This is a genomic window from Salinicola sp. 4072 (genome assembly GCF_036663415.1).
Classification (GTDB): Bacteria; Pseudomonadota; Gammaproteobacteria; order Pseudomonadales; family Halomonadaceae; genus Salinicola; species Salinicola salarius_A.
Map to the genome: position 1 here is coordinate 1 of NZ_JAXOVV010000016.1, position 15501 is coordinate 15501.

Sequence of the window (15501 nt, forward strand, 5' to 3'; positions counted from 1 at the left end):
TAGCTGGTTGATAGGCACGGTGTGGAAGCGCTGCAAGGCGTTGAGCTAACGTGTACTAATGCCCCGTGAGGCTTGACCATATAACCCCAAGGGGTTTACGACACCGGTACGAGACGTACCGCGTGCGGTCGGTGATGATCACCGACAGACTGGATACGCCCTGTCTTGAAGAGCAGGCAGGCGAGACGTGTCTCGGTCAGCATGATCCGAATCGGTTGGGATGATGGCTATTGCAGTCACGCCACGCATCCCGACGTCAGTTTTGCCTGACGACCATAGCGAGTGGGAACCACCTGATCCATGCCGAACTCAGTAGTGAAACCGCTCAGCGCCGATGGTAGTGTGGGGTCTCCCCATGTGAGAGTAGGTCATCGTCAGGCATCTATCCCAAACCCCAGCCCAAAAGGCTGGGGTTTTTTCTTTATTGGTCAATGCAAAATCGGCCTAGGGGTGGTCTGTCGCTACCCAGTCGAGGGGAGTGGCTCCGCCTCGTTATCGGTGGCGCTGGAATTTCGCTAGAATGGCGCTTTTCTCGCTGGGCAATAATCCTTCATGAGCATCGGTGATCTGATACGCCTGCTGGGCGATGGCAATTATCACTCTGGTCAGCAGCTAGGCGAACATCTAGGTGTCTCGCGCACGGCTGTCTGGAAGCAGCTCAAGAAGCTGGAAGCAATGGATCTGCCACTGGAGGCAGTCAAGGGGCGCGGATACCGCCTGGTCAACTCGCTGGAGTCTCTTGATGGGGCCAGTATCGTTGCGCAGCTTCCTGCCGGGCCTCGGCGCCACCTCAAGCGGCTGTTCGTCGAGGATGTGCTCGATTCCACCAATACCTTCCTGCGAGATCGCTTCCGGCATGGTGCGGGACATGGCGAGGTCTGCCTGGCAGAAAGTCAAACGGCAGGCCGAGGACGCCGAGGCAAGTCCTGGAGTACCAGTTGGGGTGGTAGTCTAATTCTTTCCCTGGGATGGCGATTCGAATCGGGTGTAGCTGCGCTCGAAGGGCTGAGCCTAGCCGTTGGCGTGGTGCTGGCTGAGGTGGTCGAAGCGTTTGGTGCCAATGTTGCCTTGAAGTGGCCCAACGACGTTCTGATCGCCATCGACGACGAGTGGCGAAAGCTTGCAGGCATTCTGCTCGAGGTGACCGGGGACGTCGAAGGGCCTTGTGAGGTAGTCATCGGTATTGGGGTCAACGTCTCGCTGAATGACGCTGTGCGAAAGGCGGCAGGGCAGCCCATAGGGGCTCTCGCAGACGTGATCGATTCCCCCTCTCGCAATCATGTCGCTGCGGCTCTGATCGAATCCTTGTTGACGATGTTGCCTGAATTCGAGCGGCAAGGCTTCAGCGCCTGGCGAGCGCAGTGGAACCGTAGGCATGCTTATGCTGGTCATGCCATTCGTATTCACCAGGGCAGCACGTCCTATACCGCCACGGCGATCGAAGTCGACCGGCAGGGCAACCTGGTAGTGATGACGGATACCGGTGAACGGGCGCTGACTGGAGGCGAGATCAGCATTCGCCTGGAGGAGTAGTCCGCTACGGAAAGCCATTGTCGAAAATGCATATTCACGCTTGCATTGAGTGCCTTCCTTTGACACAATGCGCCCCGCTTTGAACGCAAGGCCATCGGTGTGTGGCGCTGTTATTGTAGTAAAAACAGATGCTTGACATTGGTGAGTGGTAGGGTAAAATCTGCCGCCGGTATGGAGAGGTTCCCGAGTGGCCAAAGGGAGCAGACTGTAAATCTGCCGCGAAAGCTTCGAAGGTTCGAATCCTTCCCTCTCCACCAGATTTTTTGACAGAGTTTTACCGGTCTGTCTCGGTAAGCCAGAGTCAGAGCGGGTAGGCGGGTATAGTTCAATGGTAGAACCTCAGCCTTCCAAGCTGATGGTGTGGGTTCGATTCCCACTACCCGCTCCATGCTGTTGGTGATGATTTAAGCTCATGTAGCTCAGGGGTAGAGCACACCCTTGGTAAGGGTGAGGTCGACGGTTCAATTCCGTCCATGAGCTCCATTTTTTGTTGTCGAAAGATGCGTGAAGGCGAGCATGAGCTCGCTTTTTTGATGGCGAAAGAAAATGTCGTGACGGGATTGATTTTCTCGACATTTCTCCGCTATCATAGCGCCCTCCTAATTTCCGGGTGATTCTCGGATGTGTAGTTGCAGGCCAGTAGCTCAATTGGCAGAGCAGCGGTCTCCAAAACCGCAGGTTGGGGGTTCGATTCCCTCCTGGCCTGCCAGTCTTCCCCAGGCTGGCTCGTATTGATACCTTGTCTTGTTCGGTTATCGCGCCTTGAGTTGAGGAGTTTTCATGAAGCACAACGCCGAGGTGCAGGAGTCACGCTACGACACCCCAAAATGGATTGTCGTGGTGTTACTGCTCGCGGTCGCGGTCGGCGGTAATGCCTGGTTCGCGGAGCAGGCCCTGCTGTATCGCGTGCTGGGTGTCGTCGTCGTTTGCGGCATTGCCGCAGCGATCGCATTGGCCACGACCAAGGGGCGGGCGCTGATGGAGCTGGCGCGTGGCTCTAAGCGCGAAATTCAACGCGTTGTCTGGCCGACCCGACAAGAGACTATCCAAACGACATTGATCGTATTGGCGGCCGTCCTGGTTGTGGGTCTGTTGCTGTGGCTTATCGATACCGTCCTCGGTTGGGCGATGTCCGGAATCATTGGCTAGGAGTTTTCATGTCCAAGCGTTGGTACGTCGTTCACGCTTATTCCGGTTTTGAGAAGCAGGTCATGCGTTCGTTGATCGAGCGCGTCAAGCTTTACGGTGTCGAGGACCAGTTCGGTGACATCCTGGTGCCCACCGAGGAAGTCGTCGAAATGCGTGACGGCAAGCGCCGCAAGAGCGAGCGCAAGTTCTATCCCGGCTATGTACTGGTCGAGATGGAGATGAACGAACAGACTTGGCATCTGGTCAACGAAACGCCGCGAGTCATGGGTTTCATCGGTGGTACGCCGGAAAAGCCCGCTGCGATCACCCAGAAAGAAGCGGATGCGATCTTGCGCCGGGTCCAGGATGGCACCGACAAGCCACGTCCCAAGACACTCTTCGAGCCAGGCGAGACCGTACGTGTCGTCGATGGCCCCTTCGCCGACTTCAACGGCGTCGTGGAAGAGGTCAACTATGAAAAGAGTCGCCTGCAGGTCAGCGTGCTGATCTTCGGGCGCTCGACGCCGGTCGAGCTGGAGTTCGTCCAGGTAGTCAAGGACTGACCGGCGCCGAAGCAGCATTCACCGCAGCGCCTTCTGGTGCTGCGTTATCGTTGCCGGTCGATGTGCCGGCTGAACAGGGGAGCCGCAAGGCGTCCGTACCCGACTGGAGTTCAAAATGGCTAAGAAAGTTCAGGCCTATATCAAGCTGCAAGTCGCAGCCGGCAAGGCCAATCCGAGTCCGCCCGTGGGCCCTGCGCTGGGTCAGCATGGCGTCAACATCATGGAATTCTGTAAGGCGTTCAACGCCGCGACTCAAGAAATTGAGCCGGGCTTGCCGACGCCGGTCGTGATCACGGTTTACAGCGACCGCAGCTTCACTTTCGTCACCAAGACGCCGCCGGCAGCTGTGCTGCTGAAGAAGGCCGCCGGTATCAAATCCGGTTCTGGTGTGCCGAACAAGACCAAGGTCGGCACCGTGACGCGTGAGCAGCTCGAAGAGATCGCCAAGACGAAGGAGCCGGATCTGACGGCTGCCAATCTTGAAGCCGCTGTTCGTACCATTGCTGGTAGTGCCCGCAGCATGGGCCTCAATGTGGAGGGCCTCTGATCATGGCAAAGCTGACAAAACGTGCTCAGATGATTCGCGAGAAGGTCGAGCCGGGCAAGGTCTACACCCTTGAAGAAGCCGTCGCTCTGCTTTCCGAGGTGTCCACGGTCAAGTTCAAGGAGGCTGTCGAGGTCTCTATCAACCTGGGTGTCGATCCGCGTAAATCCGACCAGGTCGTACGTGGTGCTACCGTGCTGCCGAACGGCACGGGTCGTGACGTCCGTGTTGCCGTGTTTGCTCAGGGCGCTGCCGCCGATGCCGCCAAGGAAGCCGGTGCCGACATCGTTGGCATGGAAGATCTGGCTGATGACGTCAAGAAGGGCAACATGAACTTCGACGTCGTCGTGGCTGCCCCGGACGCCATGCGTGTGGTCGGTCAGCTGGGCCAGATCCTGGGGCCGCGTGGCCTGATGCCGAACCCCAAGGTCGGCACCGTGACTCCCGACGTTGCGACAGCAGTCAAGAACGCCAAGGCGGGTCAGGTCCGCTTCCGTACCGACAAGAACGGCATTATCCATGCCTCTATCGGTAAGGTGGATTTTCCGGCCGACGCGCTCAAGGGCAACCTCGAAGCACTGGTCAACGACCTCAAGCGTCTCAAGCCGAGCACGTCCAAGGGTATCTATCTCAAGAAACTGACCCTGTCCAGCACGATGGGCCCGGGTCTGACCGTCGATCACAGCACTTTTGCGTGATTGCCGGCAACTAGGCAGTAACTTTGCGGTCCCCGTGCGCTGCCAGGACGATTCGCGTCGTCCTGGCAGAGTGGGGCGGGGCACCGTCAAAGACCGCAGGTGTCGGCACCAGTCGTCGACTTAATGCCCTGTAGAGGGGCCTGCGCAGATGGTGTTGCTCGCCGATTCAGGTGTGCAGCCATCATCCAAGACTTTCACCGATGTCGGGTGAAAGAGATGGTAACCACCGGGTCGCGACGTCGTCGCCCCGGCACGAAGGAGTAACCACTGTGCCACTAGCACTCGAAGGCAAAAAAGCGATTGTTGCCGAGGTCAGTGAAGCCGCTAAGGACGCTCTTTCCGTCGTAGTTGCCGATTCTCGCGGTGTCACCGTTGGCGCAATGACCGATTTGCGCAAGCAGGCTCGCGAGAATGGCGTCCAGATTCGTGTTGTCCGCAACACGCTGGCTCGCCGCGCGCTGTCAGGGACTTCATGGGAGTGCCTGAACGAGACTTTCTCAGGCCCCACGCTGCTGGCCTTCTCCTACGATCACCCCGGCGCTGCCGCGCGGTTGTTCAAGGAGTTCGGCAAGTCGCAGAAGGAATTTGAAGTCAAGGCGCTGGCTTACGAAGGGGAGATGATCCCGGCCGCCGATATCGACCGTCTGGCTACGTTGCCGACTTACGATGAAGCGATCGCCAAGCTGATGTCCGTCATGAAGGAAGCTTCTGCCGGCAAGCTGGTTCGTACTCTTGCAGCTCTTCGCGATCAAAAGCAGGAAGAAGCCGCCTGATCGGTGCCTGCTCGCGTAGACTGAGTCGACTATTGAATCAACGAGCACTTGGCCGATGCCGGCTGGGGCTCCGCAAAGTTTAGGAATTTGAAAATGGCACTTTCTCAAGAAGACATCATCAACGCCGTTGCCGAAATGTCCGTGATGGAAGTTGCGGAACTGGTTTCTGCAATGGAAGAAAAGTTCGGCGTTTCTGCTGCGGCTGCCGTCGTCGCGGGACCGGCCGGTGGTGACGCTGGTGCTGCCGAAGAGCAGACCGAATTCGCCCTGGTCCTGACCGCTGCTGGTGACAAGAAAGTCAACGTCATCAAGGTCGTCCGCGAGATCACCGGTCTGGGCCTGAAAGAAGCCAAGGGTGCTGTCGATGGCGCACCTGCCACGCTGAAAGAAGGTCTGTCCAAGGACGACGCTGAAGAAGCCAAGAAGAAGCTGGAAGAAGCTGGCGCTTCTGTGGAGCTCAAGTAACTCTGTGCTCACGGCTTCACGCGCTGTGTAAGCGCCACGGCTGGTGGCGGGCCTACCCGCTGCCGGCCTTTTTCTGTTTTTGCTAGCCTGGCGTTAGTACGCCTGACTCGGGGTCGACCTTCCGGGTTCAGGATTGTAGCCACTAGACGAATTCCGACGGCGAGCTCCCTTTTTCGGGAGGCTTGCCGTCAGCGCCTAACGGGGGTAGCCCGCGTTAGGAGAGCGCCGACCACGCACCGGTCACCCATGGTGAACAAGCTGGGGAATACAGATGGCTTACTCATACACTGAGAAAAAACGCATCCGCAAGGATTTCGGCAAACTGCCTCAAGTAATGGATGTGCCCTACCTGCTGGCCATCCAGCTTGATTCCTATTACGACTTCCTCCAGCAGGACCGGGCGCCGGAAGAGCGTCTCGAGACCGGTCTCCATGCGGCTTTCAAGTCCGTATTTCCGATCGAGAGCTTCTCGGGTAATGCGGCGCTCGAGTATGTCAGTTACCGCTTTGGCACGCCGGCTTTCGACGTCAAGGAGTGTCAGCTCCGTGGCGTGACCTATTCGGCACCGCTGCGCGTCAAGGTACGCCTGATCATCTACGACAAAGAGTCGTCGAACAAGGCCATCAAGGACATCAAGGAGCAGGAAGTCTACATGGGGGAAATCCCCCTGATGACCGAGAACGGTACCTTCGTCGTCAATGGTACCGAGCGCGTCATCGTATCCCAGCTCCATCGCTCACCGGGCGTGTTCTTCGACCATGACAAGGGCAAGAGCCACTCCTCCGGAAAGCTGCTCTATTCCGCGCGCATCATTCCTTATCGCGGCTCCTGGCTGGATTTCGAATTCGACCCGAAAGACAACGTCTTCGTGCGTATCGACCGTCGCCGCAAGCTGCCGGCGACCGTATTGATGCGCGCGCTCGGCATGAACGCCGAGGAAATTCTCGAGACGTTCTTCGAAACCAGCACCTTCCATATCGAGAGCGATGGTATTTACGTCGAGCTGGTGCCGTCGCGGCTGCGTGGTGAGACCGCAACCTTCGACATCAAGGATGGCGATGGCAATATCGTCGTCGAGGAAGGTCGCCGGATCACCCAGAAGCACATCCGCCAGCTGGAAAATGCCGGACTCGAGCGTCTTCAGGTGCCGCTGGATTACCTGTTCGGCAAGACGCTGGCCAAGGATCAGGTCGACGCCAACACCGGTGAACTGATCTGCGAGTGCAACTCCGAGCTGACGCCGGAGCTGGTCGAGAAGCTGGGCCAGGGCGGCGTTACCAAGCTGGAAACGCTTTACACCAACGATCTCGACGCGGGCTCGTTCATCTCCGATACGCTGAAGGTGGACTCCACGCGCTCCGGCCTGGAAGCACTGGTCGAAATCTATCGCATGATGCGCCCCGGCGAGCCGCCCACCAAGGAAGCGGCCGAGACGCTGTTCCACAACCTGTTCTTCTCCGAAGACCGCTATGACCTGTCTGGCGTCGGTCGGATGAAGTTCAACCGTCGTCTACGTCGTGATACCGATACGGGTTCCGGCGTGCTCGACAATCAGGACATCCTCGATGTCCTGAAGGAACTGATCAATATCCGTAACGGCTTCGGTGAAGTCGACGATATCGACCACCTTGGCAACCGTCGCATCCGTTGCGTCGGCGAGATGGCGGAAAACCAGTTCCGTGTCGGCCTGGTGCGCGTCGAGCGTGCGGTCAAGGAGCGTCTCTCCATGGCGGAGAGCGAAGGCCTGATGCCGCAGGATCTGATCAATGCCAAGCCGGTGGCGGCAGCCGTGAAGGAGTTCTTCGGCTCCTCTCAGCTGTCCCAGTTCATGGACCAGAACAACCCGCTTTCCGAGGTCACGCACAAGCGTCGTGTGTCCGCGCTCGGGCCGGGCGGTCTGACCCGTGAGCGCGCCGGCTTCGAGGTGCGCGACGTTCACGCCACGCACTACGGTCGTCTTTGCCCGATCGAGACGCCGGAAGGTCCGAACATCGGCCTGATCAACTCGCTGGCGACCTACTCCAAGACCAACAGCTACGGTTTCCTCGAGACACCGTATCGCAAGGTCGTGGATCGTCAGTTGACCGACGAGATCGTGCATCTGTCGGCGATAGAGGAAGGCGACTACATCATCGCCCAGGCTTCGGCGACGGTCGACGAAAGCAACAAACTGATCGACGACCTGGTCCAGGTTCGCCACAAGGGTGAAACCACCTTCATGGCACCGGACAAGGTCACGCTGATGGACGTGTCGCCGCGTCAGGTCGTATCGGTCGCCGCTGCGCTGATTCCGTTCCTCGAGCACGATGATGCCAACCGCGCCCTGATGGGATCGAACATGCAGCGTCAGGCGGTACCGACCTTGCGTGCCGACAAGCCGCTCGTAGGCACCGGCATGGAGCGATTCGTCGCCCGTGACTCCGGCGTCTGCGCCGTGGCGCGCCGCGGTGGCGTGATCGACTCCGTCGACGCCAAGCGCATCGTTGTGCGTATCGACGAAGACGAGATCATCGGCGGTGAAGCCGGCGTCGATATCTACAACCTGACCAAGTACGTGCGTTCGAACCAGAACACCTGTCAGAACCAGCGTCCGATCGTGCGCCCGGGTGACAAGGTGGCGCGGGGCGACATCCTGGCCGACGGCCCGTCCGTCGACATGGGTGACCTGGCACTGGGTCAGAACATGCGTCTCGCGTTCATGCCGTGGAACGGCTACAACTTCGAGGATTCCATCCTCGTCTCCGAACGCGTGGTCGAGGACGATCGTTTCACCACGATCCACATCCAGGAACTGACCTGTGTCTCTCGCGACACCAAGCTGGGCGCGGAAGAGATCACTTCCGATATTCCCAACGTGGGCGAGTCGGCACTGGGCAAGCTGGACGAAGCGGGTGTCGTCTACATCGGCGCCGAAGTCGGCGCTGGCGACATTCTGGTGGGCAAGGTCACGCCGAAGGGCGAAACCCAACTGACGCCGGAAGAGAAACTGCTGCGCGCGATCTTCGGCGAGAAGGCGTCCGACGTTAAGGACACCTCGCTGCGTGCGCCGACCGGCATGCGCGGTACCGTCATCGATGTCCAGGTGTTCACGCGCGACGGCGTCGAGAAGGACTCGCGTGCACTTTCCATCGAGCAGCAGCAGCTCGACGAAGTGCGCCGTGACCTGCAGGAGACCTACCGGATCGCCGAGGAGGCGACCTTCGAGCGTCTCAAGCGCACCCTGGAAGGTCAGGCGGTCAACGGCGGCCCGAAGCTGAAGAAGGGCGACGTGCTGAGCGAGGATTACCTCGGCGAGCTGCCGCGCCAGCAGTGGTTCAAGCTGCGCATGCAGGACGAGTCTCTCAACGAGCTGCTGGCCCAGGCCGACGAACAGCTCGAGAACCGTCGCAAGGAGATGGACGAACGCTTCGAAGACAAGAAGCGCAAGCTCACTCAGGGCGACGACCTGGCACCGGGCGTGCTCAAGATCGTCAAGGTCTATCTGGCGGTCAAGCGTCGTATCCAGCCGGGTGACAAGATGGCCGGCCGTCACGGTAACAAGGGTGTCATCTCCGCGATCATGCCGATCGAGGACATGCCGTTCGACGACAACGGTCAGCCGGTCGACGTCGTGCTCAACCCGCTGGGCGTACCGTCACGCATGAACGTCGGTCAGATCCTCGAGACGCACCTGGGCATGGCGGCCCACGGTCTCGGTGTCAAGATCGACCGGATGCTGCGTGATGCCCGCGAGCAGCAGGTCAGCGAGATTCGCGGCTTCCTCAAGCAGGTCTACAACACCCAGGAGACCCGTCAGGAAGACATCGACTCCCTGACCGATGACGAGATCATCACCCTGGCCAAGAACCTGCGCGGCGGCGTGCCGATCGCGACGCCGGTATTCGACGGTGCGAAAGAGCACGAGATCAAGCATCTGCTGAGGCTTGCCGATCTGCCGGACTCCGGCCAGATGACGCTTTATGACGGGCGTACCGGCGAAGCCTTCGATCGTCCGGTGACCGTGGGCTACATGTACATGCTGAAGCTCAACCACCTGGTCGACGACAAGATGCACGCGCGTTCCACCGGCTCCTACTCGCTGGTCACGCAGCAGCCGCTGGGTGGCAAGGCGCAGTTCGGCGGACAGCGCTTCGGTGAGATGGAAGTGTGGGCACTCGAGGCGTACGGCGCCGCCTACACCCTGCAGGAGATGCTCACCGTCAAGTCGGATGACGTCGAGGGTCGTACCAAGATGTACAAGAGCATCGTGGACGGCGACCATACCATGCAGGCCGGTATGCCGGAATCCTTCAATGTGCTGGTGAAGGAAATCCGCTCGCTGGGTATCGACATCGAATTGGAAAGCTAAGACCGGCACAGTCGATCGATAGCGACGGTTTGCGGGGCGAGCGAGTGATTCGCGGCCCCGCTCATGACAACTCCGCAACGGAGCGATCCCATGAAAGATTTGGTGAAAGTCCTCAAGTCACAGGCGCAATCTGACGAGTTCGACGCGATCAAGATCACGCTCGCGTCGCCGGAAATGATTCGCTCCTGGTCATACGGCGAAGTCAAGAAGCCGGAGACCATCAACTACCGTACGTTCAAACCGGAACGTGACGGGCTTTTCTGTGCCAAGATCTTCGGGCCGGTCAAGGATTACGAGTGCTTGTGCGGCAAGTACAAGCGCATGAAGCATCGCGGCATCATCTGCGAGAAGTGTGGCGTCGAAGTGACCAAGGCAGCGGTTCGCCGCGAGCGCATGGGTCACATCGAGCTGGCCTCGCCGGTCGCGCACATCTGGTTTCTGAAGTCTCTGCCTTCGCGTATCGGCATGTTCCTGGACATGACGCTGCGCGACATCGAGCGCGTGCTCTATTTCGAATCGTTCGTCGTGATCGACCCGGGCATGACCACCCTCGAGCGCGGTCAGCTGCTCAATGACGAGCAGTATTTCGAAGCGCTGGAAGAGTTCGGCGACGACTTCGACGCGCGCATGGGTGCCGAAGCGGTTCAGGCACTGCTCAAGGACATCGATCTGGAAGAAGAGATCGATCGTCTGCGCGAAGAGATTCCGCAGACCAACTCCGAGACCAAGATCAAGAAGCTTTCCAAGCGCCTCAAGCTGCTGGAAGCCTTCTACAAGTCCGGCAACGCGCCGGCCTGGATGGTCATGGAAGTGCTGCCGGTGCTGCCGCCGGATCTGCGTCCACTGGTGCCGCTGGACGGCGGCCGCTTCGCGACGTCGGATCTCAACGATCTGTACCGCCGCGTCATCAACCGCAACAACCGTCTCAAGCGTCTGCTCGACCTCAATGCGCCGGACATCATCGTGCGCAACGAGAAGCGCATGCTGCAGGAATCGGTCGATGCGCTGCTCGACAACGGTCGTCGTGGTCGCGCCATCACCGGTTCCAACAAGCGTCCGTTGAAGTCGCTGGCCGACATGATCAAGGGCAAGCAGGGACGTTTCCGTCAGAACCTGCTGGGCAAGCGTGTCGACTACTCCGGCCGTTCGGTCATCACCGTCGGTCCGACGCTGCGTCTGCACCAGTGCGGTCTGCCGAAGAAGATGGCGCTCGAGCTGTTCAAGCCGTTCATCTACTCCAAGCTGCAGGGCAGCGGTCAGGCGTCCACGATCAAGGCCGCCAAGAAGATGGTCGAGCGTGAGCTGCCGGAAGTGTGGGACATCCTCGCCGATGTCATCCGCGAGCATCCGGTCCTGCTCAACCGCGCGCCGACGCTGCACCGCCTGGGTATTCAGGCATTCGAGCCGCTGCTGATCGAAGGCAAGGCGATCCAGCTCCACCCGCTGGTGTGTGCCGCCTACAACGCCGACTTCGACGGTGACCAGATGGCCGTCCACGTGCCGCTGACGCTGGAGTCCCAGCTCGAAGCGCGTGCGCTGATGATGTCGACCAACAACGTGCTGTCGCCCGCCAACGGCGAGCCGATCATCGTGCCGTCTCAGGACGTCGTGCTGGGTCTCTATTACATGACCCGCGAGCGCATCAACGCCAAGGGCGAAGGCAAGGCCTTTGCCAACCTCAACGAGCTGGATCGCGCTTTTGCGACCCAGAACGTGTCGCTGCACGCCCGGGTCAAGGTGCGCCTGACCGAGTGGCTGTCCGACGAGAAGGATGGCGAGGTGACCGAACTGACCGAGACGACCTCGATCAAGGACACCACCGTCGGCCGTGCGCTGCTGTTCCGCATCCTGCCGAAGGGGATGCCGTTCGAGCTCGTCGATCGCCCGATGAAGAAGAAGGCGATCTCCGGCCTGATCAACGAGGTCTACCGTCGTACTGGCCTGAAGGATGCGGTCATCTTTGCCGACCAACTGATGTATACCGGCTTCCGTCTGGCGACGTGGTCCGGGGCTTCCATCGGCGTCAACGACTTCGTCATTCCTGACGCGAAGGCGGAGATCGTCGATGCGGCCGAGGAAGAGGTCAAGGAAATCGAGGACCAGTTCTCCTCCGGTCTGGTGACCGCGGGCGAGAAGTACAACAAGGTCATCGATATCTGGTCCAAGGCCAACGACAAGGTGGCCAAGGCGATGATGGCGGGTATCTCGAAAGAGACCGTGACCGATCGCGACGGCAACGAAGTCGAGCAGGACTCGTTCAACAGCGTCTTCATCATGGCGGACTCCGGTGCTCGTGGTAGTGCGGCCCAGATTCGTCAGCTGGCGGGTATGCGCGGCCTGATGGCCAAGCCGGACGGCTCGATCATCGAAACGCCGATCACCGCCAACTTCCGTGAAGGTCTGAACGTACTGCAGTACTTCATCTCGACCCACGGTGCCCGTAAGGGGTTGGCGGATACGGCACTCAAGACCGCCAACTCCGGTTACCTGACCCGCCGTCTCGTCGATGTTGCCCAGGATCTGGTCATCACCGAAGAGGACTGCGGCACCCAGGAAGGGCTGACGTTGCACCCGGTGATCGAAGGTGGCGACGTCATCGTCTCCTTAGCGCAGCGCGTGCTGGGCCGTGTCGTGGCCCAGGACGTCATCGATCCCCAGACCGAAGACGTGCTGATCGCCCGCGGCACCCTGCTGGACGAAGCCTGGTGCGAAGAGCTCGATACCATGGGTGTCGACGAGATCATCGTGCGCAGCCCGATCAGCTGTGAAACCGCTCACGGCGTCTGTTCGGCCTGCTATGGTCGCGACCTGGCTCGCGGCCACCAGGCCAACATCGGCGAAGCGGTCGGCGTCATCGCGGCACAGTCCATCGGCGAGCCCGGCACGCAGCTGACCATGCGTACGTTCCACATCGGTGGTGCGGCATCCCGTGCCTCGGCAGTGGATAGCGTGCAGGTCAAGCACGGCGGCAGCGTGCGCCTGCACAACATCAAGTCGGTCGAGCGTGCCGACGGCAAGCTGATCGTGGTTTCTCGCTCCAGTGCCCTGGCCGTCGCCGACGATCATGGTCGTGAGCGCGAATACTACAAGCTGCCCTACGGTGCCGAGCTCTCCGTCAAGGATGGCGATCACGTCGAGGGTGGTCAGATCGTGGCGAAGTGGGATCCGCACACGCACCCGGTCGTTGCCGAAGTCCAGGGCAAGGCGCAGTTCACGGACATGACCGAAGGTCTGACCATGACGCGCACCGTCGATGAGATGACGGGTCTGTCGAACATCGAGGTGATCGAATCGGCCGCTCGCCCGGCATCTGGTCGCGACAAGCGCCCGATGATCATGCTGGTCGGCGAAGACGGTCAGCACGTGACGCTGCCGGGCTCCAACACGCCGGTACAGTATCTGCTGCCGGGCCGCGCCATCGTCTCTGTCGAGAATGGTGCCGAGATCGGCGTCGGTGAGGTCATTGCCCGTATCCCGCTGGAGGCGTCCGGCAACAAGGACATCACCGGGGGTCTGCCGCGCGTCGCTGACCTGTTCGAGGCGCGCAAGCCGAAGGAGCCGTCCATCCTGGCCGAGATCAGCGGTACGATCAGCTTCGGCAAGGAGACCAAGGGCAAGCGTCGTCTGACGATCACGCCGGAAGAAGGCGATCCGTTGGAGATGCTGATCCCGAAGTGGCGTCAGATCGGTGTGTTCGAGGGCGAAACGGTCGAGAAGGGCGAGGTCATCTCCGACGGCCCGAGCAACCCGCACGATATCCTGCGGCTGCTGGGCGTGGCGGAGCTGGCCAAGTACATCACCGTCGAGATCCAGGACGTCTATCGTCTGCAGGGCGTCAGCATCAACGACAAGCACATCGAAGTCATCGTGCGTCAGATGCTGCGCAAGGTCGAGATTACCGACGCCGGCGACTCGACGTTCATTCCGGGCGATCAGGTCGAACTGGTTCGGGTGCTCGAAGAAAATGCCCGTCTCGAGCAGGAAGAGAAGTTCCCGGCCAAGTACGAGCGTCTGCTGCTGGGTATCACCAAGGCATCGTTGGCGACCGAGTCGTTCATCTCCGCGGCTTCGTTCCAGGAGACGACTCGCGTGCTGACAGAAGCCGCCGTGACCGGCAAACGCGACTATCTGCGCGGTCTGAAAGAAAACGTGGTGGTGGGTCGTCTGATCCCGGCCGGGACCGGCCTTGCCCACCATGACGAGCGGCGTCGCAAGCGCGAGGAATCCGAGCGCACGCTGCAGCCGTCGGCGTTCGATGTCGAGCAGGAGCTGGGCGCCCAGCTCACCGCGCTCGATGCCGATGACGACGATCTCTAAGTCGCGATTCCCTGGCCACCTGCCTCTCGGGGCGGGTGGTCTTGACGGGTCTCACGACAACTGATTAGAATGCGCAGCCTTTATGTTGGGGTGGTGCAACCAATCCATGCACAATGCTCCCGGCATAAGGCAAGGCAACCCATTGGAGTCAGCTAAACACTATGGCAACGATTAACCAGCTCGTGCGCAAGCCGCGCAAGCGCCCTGTCGCTACCAGCGACGTGCCGGCGCTGCAGGCTTGTCCGCAACGCCGTGGGGTCTGCACCCGCGTCTACACGACTACGCCCAAGAAGCCGAACTCGGCTCTGCGTAAGGTGTGCCGCGTGCGCCTGACCAACGGCTATGAAGTCAGTTCCTACATCGGCGGTGAAGGCCACAACCTGCAGGAGCACTCCGTGGTCCTGATTCGTGGCGGCCGCGTCAAGGATTTGCCGGGTGTGCGTTATCACACCGTCCGTGGCGCCCTTGATACCTCCGGTGTCCAGAATCGTAAGCAGGGCCGCTCCAAGTACGGTACCAAGCGTCCCAAGTCCTGATCTCGGTCGCTTTTCATCATCCATTAACGGTCCGATAAGAGTAAGGTCGGCTCTTTTCGCTCACTAGCGAAAAGCGGTGCCGGGTTTACCTGAACGACCCTTAACTAGAGGGCTTATCATGCCAAGAAGAAGAGTCGCCGCTAAGCGCGAGATCCTTCCCGATCCCAAGTTCGGAAGTGAGCGCCTGGCCAAGTTCATGAACCATCTGATGGTCAGCGGCAAGAAGTCCATAGCTGAGCGCATCGTCTACGGTGCGTTGGACAGGGTTGCCGAGCGTAACAACGAGGCGCCGCTGGACGTCTTTGATAAAGCGCTGGAAGCCATCCAGCCGATGGTCGAGGTCAAGTCCCGCCGTGTTGGTGGCGCGACTTATCAGGTCCCGGTCGAAGTTCGCCCGTCGCGTCGCCAGGCGCTTGCCATGCGCTGGCTGGTCGACGCTGCGCGCGGTCGCGGGGAAAAGACCATGGTGCAACGTCTCGCCGGCGAAATGCTGGATGCCGCCGAAGGCAAGGGCGCTGCTGTGAAGAAGCGTGAAGACGTGCACCGCATGGCAGATGCCAACAAGGCCTTCTCTCACTACCGCTTCTAAACAACGG

General features: G+C 60.1%; 11 protein-coding genes, 4 tRNA genes and 2 rRNA genes. All 17 read left to right on the forward strand.

All coding sequences use genetic code 11. The features are described 5' to 3' along the window. Positions 1 to 80, forward strand: a 23S ribosomal RNA gene (locus R3F72_RS11720); the annotation flags it as partial. Positions 81 to 265: 185 nt separating this feature from the next. Then, positions 266 to 380, forward strand: a 5S ribosomal RNA gene (gene rrf / locus R3F72_RS11725). 172 nt (positions 381 to 552) lie between these two features. After that, on the forward strand, positions 553 to 1533 hold the full coding sequence (locus tag R3F72_RS11730) for a biotin--[acetyl-CoA-carboxylase] ligase (protein WP_332779721.1): 981 nt from the start codon (positions 553 to 555) through the stop codon (positions 1531 to 1533). Between the two features lie 173 nt (positions 1534 to 1706). Then, positions 1707 to 1790: transfer RNA gene (locus R3F72_RS11735), tRNA-Tyr, on the forward strand. Between the two features lie 57 nt (positions 1791 to 1847). Continuing rightward, a tRNA-Gly gene (locus R3F72_RS11740) sits at positions 1848 to 1921 on the forward strand. Between the two features lie 20 nt (positions 1922 to 1941). Then, positions 1942 to 2016 (forward strand) — tRNA-Thr (locus tag R3F72_RS11745). Between the two features lie 150 nt (positions 2017 to 2166). Continuing rightward, positions 2167 to 2242, forward strand: a tRNA-Trp gene (locus tag R3F72_RS11750). A gap of 71 nt (positions 2243 to 2313) precedes the next feature. Continuing rightward, positions 2314 to 2682: a preprotein translocase subunit SecE gene (gene secE, locus R3F72_RS11755; RefSeq protein WP_332779722.1), complete on the forward strand. Its 369-nt coding sequence runs from the start codon at positions 2314 to 2316 to the stop codon at positions 2680 to 2682. An 8-nt stretch (positions 2683 to 2690) separates the two neighbouring features. Further along, entirely contained in the window at positions 2691 to 3224 is a 534-nt protein-coding gene (gene nusG / locus R3F72_RS11760) for a transcription termination/antitermination protein NusG (RefSeq protein WP_071230695.1), read from the forward strand. 115 nt (positions 3225 to 3339) lie between these two features. Next, positions 3340 to 3771, forward strand: a complete 432-nt coding sequence (rplK, locus tag R3F72_RS11765; protein ID WP_071230696.1) for a 50S ribosomal protein L11 — start codon at positions 3340 to 3342, stop codon at positions 3769 to 3771. 2 nt (positions 3772 to 3773) lie between these two features. Beyond that, a complete protein-coding gene (rplA, locus tag R3F72_RS11770; protein ID WP_071230697.1) occupies positions 3774 to 4466 on the forward strand; it encodes a 50S ribosomal protein L1 in 693 nt (230 codons plus the stop codon). Between the two features lie 269 nt (positions 4467 to 4735). Next, positions 4736 to 5239 (forward strand): 50S ribosomal protein L10, encoded by a 504-nt coding sequence (gene rplJ, locus R3F72_RS11775; RefSeq protein ID WP_071230698.1) that lies wholly within the window; start codon positions 4736 to 4738, stop codon positions 5237 to 5239. 93 nt (positions 5240 to 5332) lie between these two features. Beyond that, a complete protein-coding gene (rplL, locus tag R3F72_RS11780; protein WP_071230699.1) occupies positions 5333 to 5704 on the forward strand; it encodes a 50S ribosomal protein L7/L12 in 372 nt (123 codons plus the stop codon). Positions 5705 to 5975: 271 nt separating this feature from the next. Next, positions 5976 to 10052, forward strand: coding sequence for a DNA-directed RNA polymerase subunit beta (rpoB, locus tag R3F72_RS11785; protein WP_332779723.1), 4077 nt, complete (start codon positions 5976 to 5978; stop codon positions 10050 to 10052). A 90-nt stretch (positions 10053 to 10142) separates the two neighbouring features. Next, positions 10143 to 14369, forward strand: coding sequence for a DNA-directed RNA polymerase subunit beta' (gene rpoC / locus R3F72_RS11790; protein ID WP_332779724.1), 4227 nt, complete (start codon positions 10143 to 10145; stop codon positions 14367 to 14369). 161 nt (positions 14370 to 14530) lie between these two features. After that, positions 14531 to 14905 carry a 30S ribosomal protein S12 gene (gene rpsL / locus R3F72_RS11795; RefSeq protein WP_071230702.1) on the forward strand — a complete coding sequence of 125 codons (375 nt, stop codon included), beginning with the start codon at positions 14531 to 14533 and terminating at the stop codon, positions 14903 to 14905. A 118-nt stretch (positions 14906 to 15023) separates the two neighbouring features. Continuing rightward, complete coding sequence (gene rpsG, locus R3F72_RS11800; RefSeq protein ID WP_071230703.1) at positions 15024 to 15494, forward strand: 30S ribosomal protein S7; 471 nt, start codon at positions 15024 to 15026, stop codon at positions 15492 to 15494. Positions 15495 to 15501: the final 7 nt, after the last annotated feature.